This window comes from Microbacterium testaceum StLB037 (assembly GCF_000202635.1).
GTDB classification, from domain to species: Bacteria; Actinomycetota; Actinomycetes; order Actinomycetales; family Microbacteriaceae; genus Microbacterium; species Microbacterium testaceum_F.
Map to the genome: position 1 here is coordinate 3,534,847 of NC_015125.1, position 13,638 is coordinate 3,548,484.

A 13,638-nucleotide genomic window follows, 5' to 3' on the forward strand; every position below is an offset into this window, starting at 1 on the left:
GGGATGCCACGCTCTCGGGCATGGCAGCGAAAGACGAACTCGGACGAGCCGGCGAGAACCGCGCGGTGGCGCATCTGCGCACCAGTGGCTACCGGATCCTCGACCGCAACTGGCGGTGTTCCCAGGGCGAGATCGACATCGTCGCGGACCATCACGGCGCTCTCGTGGTGATCGAGGTCAAGACCCGCACGAGCGAGGCGTTCGGTCACCCGTTCGACGCGATCGATGCGCGGAAAGCCGCGCGGCTCTGGCGACTGGCGATGGCCTGGATGGCGGAGCACCCCGATGAGGCACGCGGACGCCGACTCCGCATCGATGCCATCGCGGTGACCGGCCCCGACCCCGCGACGGGCCGGCTCGAGCACCTGGAGGACGCGCTGTGACCGTCGCGCGCACCTGGGCCGTGGCGCTCTCGGGCCTGCGCGGAGACCTCGTCGACGTCGAAGCAGATCTGTCGCAGCAGACCCCGGAGTTCTCCATCATCGGCCTGCCGGACAAGGCCCTCGGCGAGGCGGGCCGCCGCGTGCGAAACGCCTGCGCGAACCGCGGGCTCGATCTGCCCAAGCGTCGGATCACCGTCAACCTGTCCCCGGCGAGCCTCCCCAAGCGCGGTTCGGGGTTCGACGTCGCGATCGCGGTGGCGGCGCTCGCGACGACGGGGATGATGGATGCCACTCGCGTCGCCACCACCGTGCACATCGGGGAGCTCGGGCTCGACGGTCGGTTGCGTCCGGTTCCGGGAGTGCTCCCCGCGGTCGTCGCGGCGCAGCGGGCGGGGCACCGTCGTGTCGTCGTTCCGGCGGCCAACGCGGGGGAGGCTCGACTCGTCGACGGCGTGGAGGTGTGTGCCGCGAAGTGCCTCGCCGAGGTCGTCCGGTGGCACGGGGGTACCTGTGACGCGATCGAGCTCGAGCCCGTGCTCCCCAGCGCGCCGCCCCCGACCGACGAGGCCCCGCTCGAACTCGCAGACGTCGTCGGACAGACGGATGCGGTCGACGCGCTCGTCGTCGCGGCAGCCGGAGGCCATCACATGCTCATGAGCGGGCCACCCGGTGCGGGGAAGACGATGTTGGCTCGACGGCTTCCCGGCATCCTTCCCGACCTCGACGATGAGGCGGCCCTGTCCGTGGCATCCGTGCGCTCGCTCTCCGGCGAGACCGTGGTGCACCTGTCCCGGACACCCCCGTTCGAGAGTCCTCACCACGGTGCGAGTGCGGCCGCCCTCATCGGGGGCGGATCAGGGGTGGTGCGTCCCGGCGCGATCGCTCGCGCGAGCGAGGGCGTGCTGTTTCTGGACGAGGGAGGCGAGTTCCCCGCCTCCGTGCTCGACGCGCTCCGTCAGCCGCTGGAGAGCGGGGTGATCCATCTGCACCGCTCCGGCGTTGCCGCGACCTATCCGGCTCGGTTCCAGCTCGTCGTCGCGACGAACCCCTGTCCCTGCGGGCAGCATGGCGTTCCCGGCGGGTCGTGCGAGTGCGCGCCGCAGGCCATCCGGCGATACACCCGTCGGCTGTCGGGACCGCTTCTGGACCGGATCGACATCGACTTGCGCCTCCAGCGGGTGTCCGCTGCGCGCCGCGAGGCCGAGGCGCGGACCGTCACCACGCGGGAGGCCCGGGCGATTGTTGTCACCGCCCGTGAGCGGGCCGCCCGGCGGTGGGTCGATACCCCGTGGTCGCGCAACGCCGACGTCCCCGGGACGTGGATACGGGGGCCGGCTGCGCCCTCGGCCGAGGTCCTGCGGCCCCTGGACGTCGCGCTTCGCCGCGGAGCGCTGACCTTGCGCGGCTACGACCGGTTGCTGCGCGTGGCGTGGACGGTGGCCGACATCGCCGGCCACGACGAGATCACGGTCGACGACATCGGACGCGCGTTGTACCTGCGGCGGGGGATGAGCGCGTGACCCTGCCGGACCTGTCGACGGATGCCGCGCGCTCCGCGCTCCGCGGCATCGACGGCGTCGTCGCCGGCGCCGAGCAGGAGACCTATGCGCGGGTCGTGTGGAACGTGATCGCCGAGCCCGGCGACGGCGCGGCGGGCGCGTTGATCGCGGCCGTGGGTCCCGTCGAGGCTCTCCGTGTCGCGGCGGCGCCCTCGGAGGACCGATGGGCGCCGGCCCGCGCGCGGTGGACTCCGCGGTTGCGTTCCGATGCCGTCCGCGGTGCTCTCGACGGTGCGCGGCGAGCGGGCGTACGACTCGTGGTGCCCGGTGACCCGTCGTGGCCGTCGCGGGTGGACGATCTGGGCGTGCATGCCCCGGTGGCGTTGTGGGTGCGCGGTTGCACGGAGATGAACCATGCCCCGTCCGTCGCCATCGTGGGCGCGCGAGCGGCCACCCCGTACGGCGAGGGGGTCACGGCCGACCTCTCCGCCGAACTCGGCGCTGCCGGCGTCACGATCGTGTCGGGCGCGGCCTACGGCATCGACGGCGCGGCGCATCGAGCCGCTCTGGCAGCCGGGGCGCGAACCGTGGCGTTCCTCGCGGGCGGAGTGGATCGGGCCTACCCGCGGGGGCACGAAGGGCTCCTCGACCGCATCGCCGACACCGGTGCGGTGTGGAGTGAGACACCGTGCGGCTCCAGTCCCACGAAGTGGCGGTTCCTCTCGCGGAACAGGCTCATCGCCGCGATGGCGGACGCCGTGGTGGTCGTCGAAGCGGGATGGCGAAGCGGATCGTTGAACACGGCCGCCCACGCGGCGACGCTCGGTCGGGCGCTCGGGGCGGTCCCCGGCCCGATCACGTCGGCCGCCTCGGCCGGATGCCATCGCATCCTGCGCGAGTACGGGGGAGTGTGCGTGACGTCGGCGGACGATGTCCGCGAGATGATCGGCCACTCACCCGAACCCGACGCCGGCGCCACTTCCCGCGGCGGCGAGGGCCGAACGGATGACACGACCCGGCTGTTCGACGCCCTGTCGAGCCGGGTCGCCCGGGGCGCGGACGACATCGCGCGTCGAAGCGGACTGTCCTCTGCCCAGGTGCAGACGCAGCTCGGCCTGGCTCAGCTCGCGGGACGCGTGGTGAGGGATGAGGACGGCGGATGGCGCTCGGTACGCGGATGAGAAACCGGATGCCGTGCGCGCCCTCCGCTGTCGGGGCTCGCGCGGGGGCAGGCTGGACGCATGCGCATCTCCGTCGCCGCCGAGGCGTTCTTGACGCACCTCGCCACGGTGCGTCGGCTCTCGCCCGCGACGGTCCGCGCCTACCGCTCCGACCTCGCGGATCTGGCCCGCTCGACCGGCGATGCTCCGCTCGACGAACTCGACATCGAGGCGCTCCGGCAGTGGCAGTGGGAAGCGACTTCCGCGGGACGGGCGAAGGCGACTGCCGCCCGCCGCACCTCGGCCGCCCGGGCATTCCTCTCCTGGGCGCGGGAAGAGGGCCTGATCGAGGTCGACCCGTCCCCCCGTCTCGTGGCCCCCAAGCGCGGACGCACGCTCCCCGTCGTGGCGACGACCTCCGCGCTGGACGAGGTGCTCGCGGGAGCGGCGGCCCACGCGGAGTCGGGAGAACCCGTCGCCCTGCGCGATCACGCGATACTCGAGGTCCTGTACGGGTCGGGGGCGCGGGTGTCGGAGCTGTGTGGCCTCGACCTCGACGACGTCGATCGGGAGAGCCGGACGCTCCGTGTACGGGGCAAGGGCGACAGAGAACGGGTCGTTCCGTACGGTGTGCCGGCGGCCCGCGCCCTCGAGGCGTACGTCGTGCGCGGGCGACCCGTCTTGAGTGCTCGGGGCGACGGCGTGGCCGGACCCGCGGTGTTCCTCGGCGCACGCGGAGCGCGCCTGGGACCCCGTGCCGTGCATGCGCTCGTGTCGAGGGTGGTCGCACCCGTCGTGGGCGCGGAGACACTGGGGCCGCACGCCCTGCGGCATTCCGCGGCGACGCACCTCCTGGACGGCGGCGCAGACCTCCGCAGCGTGCAGGAGATCCTGGGCCACGCGAGTCTCGGGACCACGCAGATCTACACGCACGTGTCGGGCGAGCGGTTGCGCGAGGCCTACCGGCTGGCGCATCCGCGCGCGTGACCCGCCCTCGGCGTACGGCCTGCCTTCCCGGGCGAGAACAACCGCCGCACCGCGAGGCATCCGTTCCGATCGTGTCGGGCTGCACAGACGTCAGGCTGCGCGTCGACCGCCGCGGTTCGCATCCGCGGGGATGGCGCCCGCGCCCGCTCGGCCCTACCGTGGGAGAGGTGAACGTTCGTGGCCGGGTCCTGAGCGCTGCCGTCGGAGCGGGGACCCTCGCCGTCGCTCTGGCTGCATGCTCGCTGTCCCCGCAGCCGACGGTGGCGCGTCTTCCCCCGGCGGCGGGTGCCAGCGCGGCGCCCACGGTGAACGTCCCGGCGCCCTCGGTCGTCCCCGCCGCGCCCTCCTCCGTCCCCTCGGCGACGGACGACGCCGGAAGCACCGACGACGCCGGCACCACGGACGATGACGCGGTGACGTGCGCGGACGGCGCACCGACGTCGATCTCCGGAAGCGAGCAGACCGTGCGTGTGACGGGCTCCTGCGCACAGCTCTCGGTCTCCGGGAGCGCGATGACCGTCGACGCGACGACGGCGCAGATCGGAACGCTGGCGATCGCGGGTGACCGTGTCCGTGTGGATGCCGCCTCGATCACCGCCCTCTCCGTCCAGGGCAACGATGGTGTGATCACGTCGGCCGGGGCGATCGAACGCGTCGATCTCAGCGGCGACCGCACCCAGGTGACCGCCGCCGGCGCCATCTCCTCCGTCGCGATCCGCGGTCAGAACAACGGCGTCCGCGCCGGCGGCGGGATCGGAGACAGCACGATCGAGGGGCGCGACAACCAGGTCGGCTGACCCGACCCTGCCGGATTCAGCAGCACGGAAGCAGGACAGCCCGCGGGACACCACCCAGGAGCCGTAGGGGATTGATGTACTCGCCCTCGCGTCGCACGCCGAAGTGGACCGTCCCCGGCCCCGCGTGGCCTCCTGCCGCGACAACCCCCACCGGCGATCCTCGAGACACGGCGTCGCCCACCTCGCGGTCGGTGAGGACCGGCTCCAGTGTCGTCACGAGGCCGTCCCCGTGGTCGATCGTGACGACCGCGCGGCCCGCCACCATTCCGACGAACGCGATGCGACCCGCTGCGGGCGCGCGAACGGTGACGGCGGAGCCGAGGTCGACACCGCGGTGGCCCGGGCCGTAGGCGTGCGCGGGCGCCTCGAACCGGCGAACGAGCTGAACGTCGTCGACCGGCCACACCCACCCGCGCTCGGACAGATCATCGGCGGCGGCCGGCGATACTCCCGTCGTCACGGCGAGCAGAACCACGACCAGCAGCGCCGGCGCACGGGGAACGAAATGTCTCACGGGGCAATCGTGGCGGCGACGCTGATCGCCCGGCGCGCGCATCGGCCGGATGGGGGATGCCTCGGCGAAACACGCCGCGGGGGAGGAGCCGTCGCGGAGAGCGTTCGTCGAGCACCGTCCTGTACACTGAAGGACGCATCTCGTGTATTCGAGATGACTCCGCGTGCCCAGAGCGCAGCGCGCCGTCCTCCCGGACGGCGCATCGCGTGGCATCCACACCCCATGGTCCTCCGCTTCGGCGGGTGGCGGGTGTGCGCCGGGCACCAGGCTCGTCGGACGAATCGTCCGGCGCGATCAACCACAACCACGGCGCGCGAGCGCCCAGAAACAGGAGTACGACCATGGCCGTCGTCACCATCCGCCAGCTGCTCGACAGCGGCGTTCACTTCGGACACCAGACCCGTCGGTGGAACCCGAAGGTGAAGCGCTTCATCCTGACCGAGCGCTCGGGCATCCACATCATCGACCTGCAGCAGTCGCTCGGGTACATCGACAAGGCGTACGAATTCGTCAAGGAGACCGTCGCGCACGGCGGCACCATCCTCTTCGTCGGCACCAAGAAGCAGGCGCAGGAAGTCCTCGCCGAGCAGGCGACCCGCGTGGGCCAGCCCTACGTCAACCAGCGCTGGCTCGGTGGCCTCCTCACCAACTTCCAGACGGTGTCGAAGCGTCTCGCCCGCATGAAGGAGCTCGAGGAGCTCGACTACGAGAACCCCGCCGAGAGCGGCTTCACCAAGAAGGAGCTCCTGCTCAAGAAGCGCGAGCTCGACAAGCTGCACAAGTCGCTCGGCGGTATCCGCAACCTGCAGAAGACCCCGTCCGCCATCTGGGTCGTCGACGCCAAGCGCGAGCACCTCGCGGTCGACGAGGCCAAGAAGCTCGGCATCCCCGTGATCGGCATTCTCGACACGAACGCCGACCCCGACGAGTTCCAGTACCCGATCCCCGGCAACGACGACGCGATCCGCTCCGTGAGCCTGCTCACGCGCATCATCGCCGACGCCGCGGCCGAGGGCCTGATCCAGCGTCACCAGCCCGCCGGTGAGGACGAGGCCGCCGAGCCCCTCGCCGAGTGGGAGCGTGAACTCCTCGAGTCCGGTGCCCCGGAGCAGTCGTCCGCCGAGACCGCGAAGGTCGCCGACCTCGCCGAGGCCAAGGCCGAGGCGTCGGAGATCGTCGCCGACGAGCAGGCCGCCGAGGGCCAGGCCGCGACCGAGTCGGCCGATGACGCCGCCGGTGCCGAGGCTCACGACGAGGCTGTCGCCGCCGCGTCGGGCGAGTCCGCCGCCGAGGTCGCCGACGCCGAGGCTGCTGACAGCAAGTAATCCGCGCGACACGCGTCACCTCCGGGTGTCACGCGCGTCACCCGCACAGGCTACGATCCGGCGGGGTCGTGACCGGACCTCCTCGTGAGGCACGGTGCCACGACCCCGCCGAGCTTTTATCAAGAACGCACACGACAAGGAGACGCCACACCATGGCAAACTTCACGATCGCCGACATCAAGGCGCTGCGCGAGCAGCTCGGCACCGGCATGGTCGACACCAAGAAGGCGCTCGAGGAGGCCGACGGCGACGTCGAGAAGGCCGTCGAGATCCTGCGCCTCAAGGGCGCCAAGGGCAACGCGAAGCGCGCTGACCGCTCGACGAGCGAAGGCCTCGTCGTCGCCCGCGAGAACAACGGTTCGGTCACTCTGCTCGAGCTCGCCTGCGAGACCGACTTCGTCGCCAAGAACGAGCGCTTCATCGCGCTGGCCGACAAGGTCGTCGACGCGGCGGCCGCCGCGGGCGCCGACTCGGTCGAGGCCGCTCTGGCCGCCGACGCCGACGGTAAGACCGTCGAGCAGCTCATCTCCGACGAGGCCGCGATCATCGGCGAGAAGGTCGAACTGCGTCGCGTGCGCACGATCTCGGGCGACAAGTTCGAGGTCTACCTGCACAAGACGAGCAAGGACCTTCCCCCGCAGGTCGGCGTGGTGCTCGCTTACACCGGTGACGACGCCGAGACGGCTCGCTCGATCGCTCAGCACATCTCGTTCGCGAACCCCTCGTACCTCACCCGCGACGCCGTGCCCGAGGCCGACGTCGAGAAGGAGCGCGAGATCGTCACCGAGATCTCCCGCAACGAGGGCAAGCCCGAGGCCGCCCTGCCGAAGATCGTCGAGGGCCGCGTCAACGCGTTCTTCAAGCAGGTCGCCCTGCTCGACCAGGACTATGCGAAGGACAACAAGCTGTCCGTCGCGAAGGTCGCGTCCGACGCCGGTCTCACGCTGACCGACTTCGCCCGCTTCAAGGTCGGCGCGTAACACCTCGACAGGCTGACGGCCCGTCACAAGGCCCGGGATGCCATGGCATCCCGGGCCTTTTTCCTGCGCGCGCGACGTTTCGAGTCCGCGGCGCGGCAGATAGTTTGGACAGAACGAGAGGACATGACACGTGATCGATGAAGCGAGCAAGCGCCGCCGGGTGCTCCTGAAGCTGTCGGGTGAGGCGTTCGGCGGAGGCCAGCTGGGAGTCAATCCCGACGTGGTCAGCCAGATCGCACGGGAGATCGCGGAGGCGGTCGATCGCGTCGAGATCGCGATCGTCGTGGGTGGAGGCAACTTCTTCCGCGGGGCCGAGCTGAGCCAGCGCGGCATGGACCGCGGGCGTGCCGATTACATGGGAATGCTCGGCACCGTGATGAACGCCCTCGCCCTCCAGGACTTCCTCGAGCAGGCGGGTGCCGCGACGCGCGTGCAGTCGGCGATCTCGATGACCCAGGTGGCGGAGCCCTACATTCCGCGCCGCGCCGTGCGCCATCTCGAGAAGGGCCGCGTCGTGATCTTCGGTGCCGGCGCGGGACTCCCGTACTTCTCCACCGACACCGTGGCCGCCCAGCGTGCTCTCGAGATCGGTGCCGTCGAGGTGCTGGTGGCGAAGAACGGCGTCGACGGCGTCTACACGGCCGACCCGCGCGTCGACCCGACCGCGACGAAGCTGGATCACCTCACCTACAACGATGCGCTCCAGAAGGGCCTGAAGGTCGTGGACTCGACCGCCTTCAGCCTGTGCATGGACAACGGCATCGACATGCGCGTGTTCGGGATGGAGCCCGAGGGCAACGTCACCCGCGCGCTGCTCGGCGACACGATGGGCACGCTCGTCACGGCGTGACCCGCCGCGTGGGCCCGGGTCTCGGGCCCACGCGCGACTAGACTGAGATGTCAGTCCCAACGAATGGAGTCACCGTGATCGCCGATGTCCTCGCCGATGCCGGAGCGCGCATGGATCGCGCCGTGGAGGCCGCCAAGGAGGACTTCGCGACCGTCCGTACCGGGCGCGCGAACCCCCAGATGTTCCAGAAGGTCCTCGTCGACTACTACGGCTCGCCGACGCCGCTCGCGCAGCTCGCTTCGCTCAACAACCCCGAGGCGCGCACGCTCGTCATCAACCCGTACGACAAGTCGGCGCTGAAGGCGATCGAGCAGGCGATCCGCGACATGCCGAACCTGGGCGTGAACCCCACGAACGACGGCAACATCGTGCGCATCACGATGCCCGAGCTCACGGAGGAACGCCGCAAAGAGTACGTCAAGCTCGTGCGCGGCAAGGGCGAGGACGCGAAGGTCCAGATCCGCAACCTCCGCCGCAAGGCCAAGGACGACCTCGACGCGCTGAAGAGCGACGTCGGTGAAGACGAGTTGGTCCGCGCCGAGAAAGAGCTCGACGGCGTCACGCGCGCGCACGTCGACCAGATCGACGAGGCGCTCAAGCGCAAAGAGGCCGAGCTTCTCGAGGTCTGACGTCCATGTCCGATGACTCCACACGCGACGACGCCGATCCGCACACCGGTGCGGCCGGTCGTCGTCGCGTCGACGGGTCCCGGCGGTCGCCGGCGACCGGCGAGGGCGTGACGGCCATCGAGTCGCAGTTGCGATCCATGCGAACGGATGCCGAGCAGCACATCGCCCAAGCGCGAGCGGAGTTCGACCAGGCGAACGAGCGGATCAAGCAGCGCACGGGCCGCGACCTCATCCTGGCCACGCTGATCGGCGTGTCCATCGGCGTCGTCGTCATCGCCTCGCTCATCTTCTTCAAGTGGCTGTTCGTGCTGTTCGCCGCGGCGGCCGTGGGGCTGGCGATCTTCGAGTTCTCGCGCGCGCTGCAAGCGGCCGGGCGACGCGTCGACATCGTGCCGCAACTGGGGTTGGGTCTTCTCCTGCTCCTCAGCGGCTTCCTCGCGGGCCTGTGGGTGCACTGGGTCGCCGCCATCGCCTCCGTCGTCGTGGTGATCGTCTGGCGACTGGTCGGGCAGATGTTCGCGCGGGACGGCCGGACGCGGGCGGACGTCCTCGGAGACGTCCTCGTCGCCGGTTTCCTTCAGCTCTATCTGCCGTTCCTCGGCAGCTTCGCGACGATTCTGCTGTCGGAGGACCGGGGGGAGTGGTGGGTCCTCGCCTTCCTGATCGTCGCGGTCGTCTCCGATACCGGTGCGTACGTGTCCGGTCTCACCTTCGGGCGCGGAGGGCGGCATCCCATGGCGCCGCGCATCAGCCCGAAGAAGACGTGGGAGGGCTTCGCCGGAGCCTGCGTCGCCGCTCTGGTGGCCGGGGTTTTGCTCGCGGCGTTCATGCTCCACATCCCCTGGTGGGCGGGGTTGATCTTCGGCGGCGTCGTCCTCGCCACGGCGACGGTCGGCGACCTGGGCGAGTCCATGCTCAAGCGCGACCTCGGCATCAAGGACATGAGTTCCTGGCTGCCCGGGCACGGCGGTGTCCTCGACCGTCTGGACTCGATCCTCCCGTCGGCGATCGCCGCACTCGCCATGTTCTATCTGCTCGCCCCGCTGGGAGTGTCATGACTGAAACGCCGATCGACGACCGCACGACGAGCACGCTCTTCCCCGACGCCCCCGGGCGAACGAAGGGGTACGAGAAGCGCGCCGTCGATCAGTTCTTGTCCCGCGCACGCGAGGCCTTCGAATCCGACGCGGAGGGGACTCTCCGCTCGACGGAGGTCCGCGCCACCGCGTTCCCGCTGGTCCGCGGGGGCTATGCGATCGCCCCGGTCGACGCAGCGCTCGGTCGCGTCGAAGACGCCTTCGCCGCGCGCGAGCGCGAGCACGCGCTCTCCCGCCTCGGCGCCCGTGCCTGGGTGGCCGAGACGCGCGACACCGCGCAGGTCGTCCTCGACCGACTTCAGCGTCCGCGAGGCCACCGTTTCGATCGCGTCGGCTTCCTGCGCTACGGGTACCGCGTCGACGAGGTGGATGTCGCGGCCGACCGGATCGCGCGCTATCTGGCCGCGGGCGATCCGATCACCGCGGAGCAGGTGCGCTCCGTCGCGTTCCGCATGGAGCGCGGGGGGTATCGCGAGCAGCAGGTGGATGCCGTGCTCGACGCTGTCGTCGAGGTCATGCTCGCTATCGGTTGATGCACATCCCGCACACGTCGCACCCACCGCACGGCATCGGTAGACTCGGAGAACTGTGACTTCCGGATCCGACCTCACACGTGCGTCGTCCCGCCACGTATCGCGCCGCGGCGCGGCCACGGGGGACGTCGTTCCCCCCGCGCTCCCGCACCGCCGGACGCCGCGGTGGTCTCGTCGGCGTGGAGTCGTCGGTGCGTTCGCCGGCTGCGCTGCGCTTCTGTTCGCCGCCGCGTACGTGGGGCCTATGGGTGCGGTGGTCTCCCGCGCGCAGGCCGAGGAGCCGAAGACGGTGACCTTGTTCGCCGAAGGCCTCAACGACACCCAGGAGGTGTCGACGTCCGGTGAGCGCGAAGCTCCCACCCTCGATCGGGCGAGCTACAACGTCTACGTCAAGCCGAAGCCCACTCCGACGCCGACCCCGACGCCGCGCGAGCAGGGCTCGTCGGACGGCGGGGGAGGCGGGCCGCTGTTCTACACCGGTGGGGGCGCTCCCGCCGAGTGGATGGCAGCCGCGGGCATCTCCGAGGCGGACATGGGCTACGTCGACTACATCGTGAGCCGCGAGAGCGGGTGGAACCCGAACGCGACGAACCGCTCCTCGGGGGCGTGCGGACTCGTGCAGGCTCTTCCGTGCAGCAAGGTCCCCGGTAACGGCTACGACCCGGTGGACAATCTGCGCTGGGCGACCGGTTACGCGACGGGTCGTTACGGCAGCTGGGCCGGCGCCTACGCCTTCTGGACCAGCAACCATTGGTGGTGAGTGGCATCCATGCCCCGCTCACGCAAACGCCGTCCGGATCCTCGCCACGGCGATGACTCGCTCGATCGCCTGATCGCCGGGTGGAAGCGCAGCGAGATCAAGCGCGGTATCGAGTGGACCGTGCAGCCGATCTCGGCGCCACAGGCGCAGAAGGAGTATCGCTGCCCGGGCTGCGGACGGGCGGTCGAACCCGGTGTCGCGCACGTCGTGGTGTGGCGCGCCGACGGCGTCCTGGGTGATGCGGCCGATCTGGCCGCGCGTCGACACTGGCACACTCCGTGTTGGAGGATTGCGTGATGGAGATCCGCGGACCCGTCCTGCTCCCGGCACGACGCGAAGACATCGACCTGCAGACCGTCGACGGACTGACCCTCGTCGGCGAACTCGCGCTTCCTGTCGATCGCGACCCCGTCGCGACGCTCGTGACGCTTCACCCTCTGCCGACCGCCGGCGGCTTCATGGACTCGCACATCCTGCGGAAGGCCGCGGGACGCCTGCCGGCCCTCGCCGACCTCGCCGTGCTGCGCTTCAACACGCGCGGCACGACGTCACCGCGCGGAACGAGCGAGGGCGCCTTCGACGGGGGAGCGGCAGAGGTGTTCGACGTCGCCGCGGCGATGGATCTCGTGCGCGAGCGCGGTCTGCCCCGGCCGTGGCTCGTCGGCTGGTCGTTCGGCACCGAGCTGGCGCTGAAGTACGGCCGTGATCACGACATCGAGGGCGTTATTCTGCTCTCTCCGCCCCTCCACCGCGCCACCGCGGACGAGGTCGCCGCCTGGGGTGGCGACACGCGCCGGGTCGTCGTGCTGGTACCGGAGTTCGACGACTACCTGCGCCCGGACGAGGCCCGTGAGCGGTTCGCGTCGATCCCGCACGCGACGCTGATCGCCGTCGAGGGCGGCAAGCATCTCTGGGTCGGCGAGACCCAGACGCGCCGCGTCCTCACCGAGATCGTCGCGGCCGTGAACCCCGACGCGTTGCCGCTCCCGACCGAATGGGACGACGACCTCTGAGCCGTCAGCGTTCGTTCTGTCGCGGGATGATGACCTCGCGATAGATGATCAGGATGCTCGCCGCCACCGGGATCGCGATGAGCGCGCCCAACAGGTTGAGCAAGGCGCCACCCGCGAGGGCGGAGATCACCACGACCGCCCCCGGAACCGACACGGCGCGGTTCATGATGCGCGGGGAGATGACGTACGCCTCGATCTGCATGTAGATCAGATAGTAGATCAGGGCGATGATCGCGATGGTCGGCGAGCCCAGTCCCGGAATCAGGCACGTCAGCACGATGATCGTGGACCCGGTCAGGGTGCCGACGAGCGGGATCAGCGAGAAGAAGAACGCCACGACCGCGAGGACGGCCGGGAACGGGGCGTTGATGATGCTCAGGAAGATGGCGCTCAGGATGCCGTTGATCACACCCAGGCTGACCTGGCCCATGACGTAGTAGCCCACCGAATCCGTGATCTTCTCGGCGAGTTCGATGAAGCGCGCGCGCTTGGACGCGGGCACGAGCTGGTAGACCGCGGACTTCAAGGACGGAGTGGATGCCGTGAAGTAGATCGTGAGGATCAACACGATGAAGGCGCCGCCGAGGCCCGCCGCGATGGCACCGCCGAAGGTCAGCAGGCTGTTGCCGATCATCGTCGAGATGGACCCGACGTCGAGCGTGGAGAACCAGTGCTGGATGCCGGCCCACACCTCGTCCAGCCGGAGCCACGGGAAGTTGGCCGAGGCCCAGTCCTGGGCGCCCAGGACGATCTCGTTCCACCGGCCGGGTCGGAAGAGCTGTTCGATCTGTGCCACGAGTTGCGTGATCTGGCTCACGATGATCGGGACGACCATGAAGATGATGCCCGCGAAGATCCCGAGTACGCCGAGGATCGTCGCGAGGACGGCAGCCCAGCGGGGGAGTCCTCGCCGCTCGAGGAAGGAGACGACCGGATCGAGGCCGAGCGAGAGGAACAGCGCGGTGCCGACGTACAGCAGGATCGTCGAGAGGTTCTCGACGCTGCCGATGAGCAAGAGCCCGACGCCGACGCCGAGCGTCGCGAGCAGCGCGACCCGGAAGGGGTTGTGGATCTTCATGCCGGGGACTCCCGCCTCCTGCGGCCCTGGCCG

Annotated in this window: 16 protein-coding genes; 14 read left to right on the top strand and 2 right to left on the bottom strand. The window is 70.3% G+C overall.

All coding sequences use genetic code 11. The features are described from left to right. Positions 1-20: 20 nt before the first annotated feature. The 5 genes from MTES_RS16150 to MTES_RS16170 all read left to right on the top strand — a co-directional run bounded on the left by MTES_RS16150 (position 21) and on the right by MTES_RS16170 (position 4,826). Positions 21-383, top strand: coding sequence for a YraN family protein (locus MTES_RS16150; RefSeq protein WP_013586354.1), 363 nt, complete (start codon positions 21-23; stop codon positions 381-383). Beyond that, positions 380-1,903, top strand: a complete 1,524-nt coding sequence (locus tag MTES_RS16155) for a YifB family Mg chelatase-like AAA ATPase (RefSeq protein ID WP_013586355.1) — start codon at positions 380-382, stop codon at positions 1,901-1,903. Before MTES_RS16150 ends, MTES_RS16155 begins: the two co-directional genes overlap by 4 nt. Beyond that, entirely contained in the window at positions 1,900-3,063 is a 1,164-nt protein-coding gene (gene dprA, locus MTES_RS16160; RefSeq protein WP_013586356.1) for a DNA-processing protein DprA, read from the top strand. The genes MTES_RS16155 and dprA overlap by 4 nt, the downstream gene beginning before the upstream one ends. Positions 3,064-3,123: 60 nt before the next feature. Then, positions 3,124-4,029 carry a tyrosine recombinase XerC gene (locus MTES_RS16165; RefSeq protein ID WP_013586357.1) on the top strand — a complete coding sequence of 302 codons (906 nt, stop codon included), beginning with the start codon at positions 3,124-3,126 and terminating at the stop codon, positions 4,027-4,029. A gap of 167 nt (positions 4,030-4,196) precedes the next feature. After that, positions 4,197-4,826, top strand: a complete 630-nt coding sequence (locus MTES_RS16170) for a DUF3060 domain-containing protein (RefSeq protein WP_013586358.1) — start codon at positions 4,197-4,199, stop codon at positions 4,824-4,826. A 16-nt stretch (positions 4,827-4,842) separates the two neighbouring features. Here MTES_RS16170 and MTES_RS16175 read toward each other — a convergent pair whose 3' ends face one another. Then, positions 4,843-5,340, bottom strand: a complete 498-nt coding sequence (locus tag MTES_RS16175) for a murein hydrolase activator EnvC family protein (RefSeq protein ID WP_013586359.1) — start codon at positions 5,338-5,340, stop codon at positions 4,843-4,845. A gap of 341 nt (positions 5,341-5,681) precedes the next feature. On the opposite strand from MTES_RS16175, the gene rpsB reads away from it, so the two are divergent. From rpsB to MTES_RS16220, 9 genes are all read left to right on the top strand, one after another. Further along, entirely contained in the window at positions 5,682-6,665 is a 984-nt protein-coding gene (rpsB, locus tag MTES_RS16180; protein ID WP_013586360.1) for a 30S ribosomal protein S2, read from the top strand. Positions 6,666-6,817: 152 nt separating this feature from the next. Further along, positions 6,818-7,645, top strand: coding sequence for a translation elongation factor Ts (tsf, locus tag MTES_RS16185; protein WP_013586361.1), 828 nt, complete (start codon positions 6,818-6,820; stop codon positions 7,643-7,645). 130 nt (positions 7,646-7,775) lie between these two features. Further along, positions 7,776-8,495, top strand: coding sequence for a UMP kinase (pyrH, locus tag MTES_RS16190; protein ID WP_013586362.1), 720 nt, complete (start codon positions 7,776-7,778; stop codon positions 8,493-8,495). 74 nt (positions 8,496-8,569) lie between these two features. Continuing rightward, positions 8,570-9,124 carry a ribosome recycling factor gene (gene frr / locus MTES_RS16195; RefSeq protein ID WP_013586363.1) on the top strand — a complete coding sequence of 185 codons (555 nt, stop codon included), beginning with the start codon at positions 8,570-8,572 and terminating at the stop codon, positions 9,122-9,124. Between the two features lie 5 nt (positions 9,125-9,129). After that, entirely contained in the window at positions 9,130-10,182 is a 1,053-nt protein-coding gene (locus MTES_RS16200) for a phosphatidate cytidylyltransferase (RefSeq protein ID WP_013586364.1), read from the top strand. Next, positions 10,179-10,754: a DivIVA domain-containing protein gene (locus tag MTES_RS16205; protein WP_013586365.1), complete on the top strand. Its 576-nt coding sequence runs from the start codon at positions 10,179-10,181 to the stop codon at positions 10,752-10,754. The genes MTES_RS16200 and MTES_RS16205 overlap by 4 nt, the downstream gene beginning before the upstream one ends. Positions 10,755-10,998: 244 nt before the next feature. Continuing rightward, on the top strand, positions 10,999-11,514 hold the full coding sequence (locus MTES_RS16210; protein ID WP_013586366.1) for a transglycosylase SLT domain-containing protein: 516 nt from the start codon (positions 10,999-11,001) through the stop codon (positions 11,512-11,514). Positions 11,515-11,523: 9 nt separating this feature from the next. Then, positions 11,524-11,811 (top strand): hypothetical protein, encoded by a 288-nt coding sequence (locus MTES_RS16215; RefSeq protein WP_013586367.1) that lies wholly within the window; start codon positions 11,524-11,526, stop codon positions 11,809-11,811. Continuing rightward, a complete protein-coding gene (locus MTES_RS16220; RefSeq protein ID WP_013586368.1) occupies positions 11,811-12,527 on the top strand; it encodes an alpha/beta hydrolase in 717 nt (238 codons plus the stop codon). Before MTES_RS16215 ends, MTES_RS16220 begins: the two co-directional genes overlap by 1 nt. Positions 12,528-12,531: 4 nt before the next feature. On the opposite strand, the gene MTES_RS16225 is transcribed toward MTES_RS16220, so the two are convergent. Next, on the bottom strand, positions 12,532-13,605 hold the full coding sequence (locus tag MTES_RS16225; RefSeq protein ID WP_013586369.1) for an AI-2E family transporter: 1,074 nt from the start codon (positions 13,603-13,605) through the stop codon (positions 12,532-12,534). Positions 13,606-13,638: the final 33 nt, after the last annotated feature.

Bases quoted from the DNA above. Each gene is read 5' to 3' on its own strand.
- MTES_RS16225 (WP_013586369.1), bottom strand. From the start codon at position 13,605: ATGAAGATCCACAACCCCTTCCGGGTCGCGCTGCTCGCGACGCTCGGC.
- MTES_RS16200 (WP_013586364.1), top strand. From the start codon at position 9,130: ATGTCCGATGACTCCACACGCGACGACGCCGATCCGCACACCGGTGCG.
- MTES_RS16205 (WP_013586365.1), top strand. From the start codon at position 10,179: ATGACTGAAACGCCGATCGACGACCGCACGACGAGCACGCTCTTCCCC.
- rpsB (WP_013586360.1), top strand. From the start codon at position 5,682: ATGGCCGTCGTCACCATCCGCCAGCTGCTCGACAGCGGCGTTCACTTC.
- MTES_RS16165 (WP_013586357.1), top strand. From the start codon at position 3,124: ATGCGCATCTCCGTCGCCGCCGAGGCGTTCTTGACGCACCTCGCCACG.
- tsf (WP_013586361.1), top strand. From the start codon at position 6,818: ATGGCAAACTTCACGATCGCCGACATCAAGGCGCTGCGCGAGCAGCTC.
- MTES_RS16215 (WP_013586367.1), top strand. From the start codon at position 11,524: ATGCCCCGCTCACGCAAACGCCGTCCGGATCCTCGCCACGGCGATGAC.
- MTES_RS16220 (WP_013586368.1), top strand. From the start codon at position 11,811: ATGGAGATCCGCGGACCCGTCCTGCTCCCGGCACGACGCGAAGACATC.
- MTES_RS16150 (WP_013586354.1), top strand. From the start codon at position 21: ATGGCAGCGAAAGACGAACTCGGACGAGCCGGCGAGAACCGCGCGGTG.
- MTES_RS16210 (WP_013586366.1), top strand. From the start codon at position 10,999: ATGGGTGCGGTGGTCTCCCGCGCGCAGGCCGAGGAGCCGAAGACGGTG.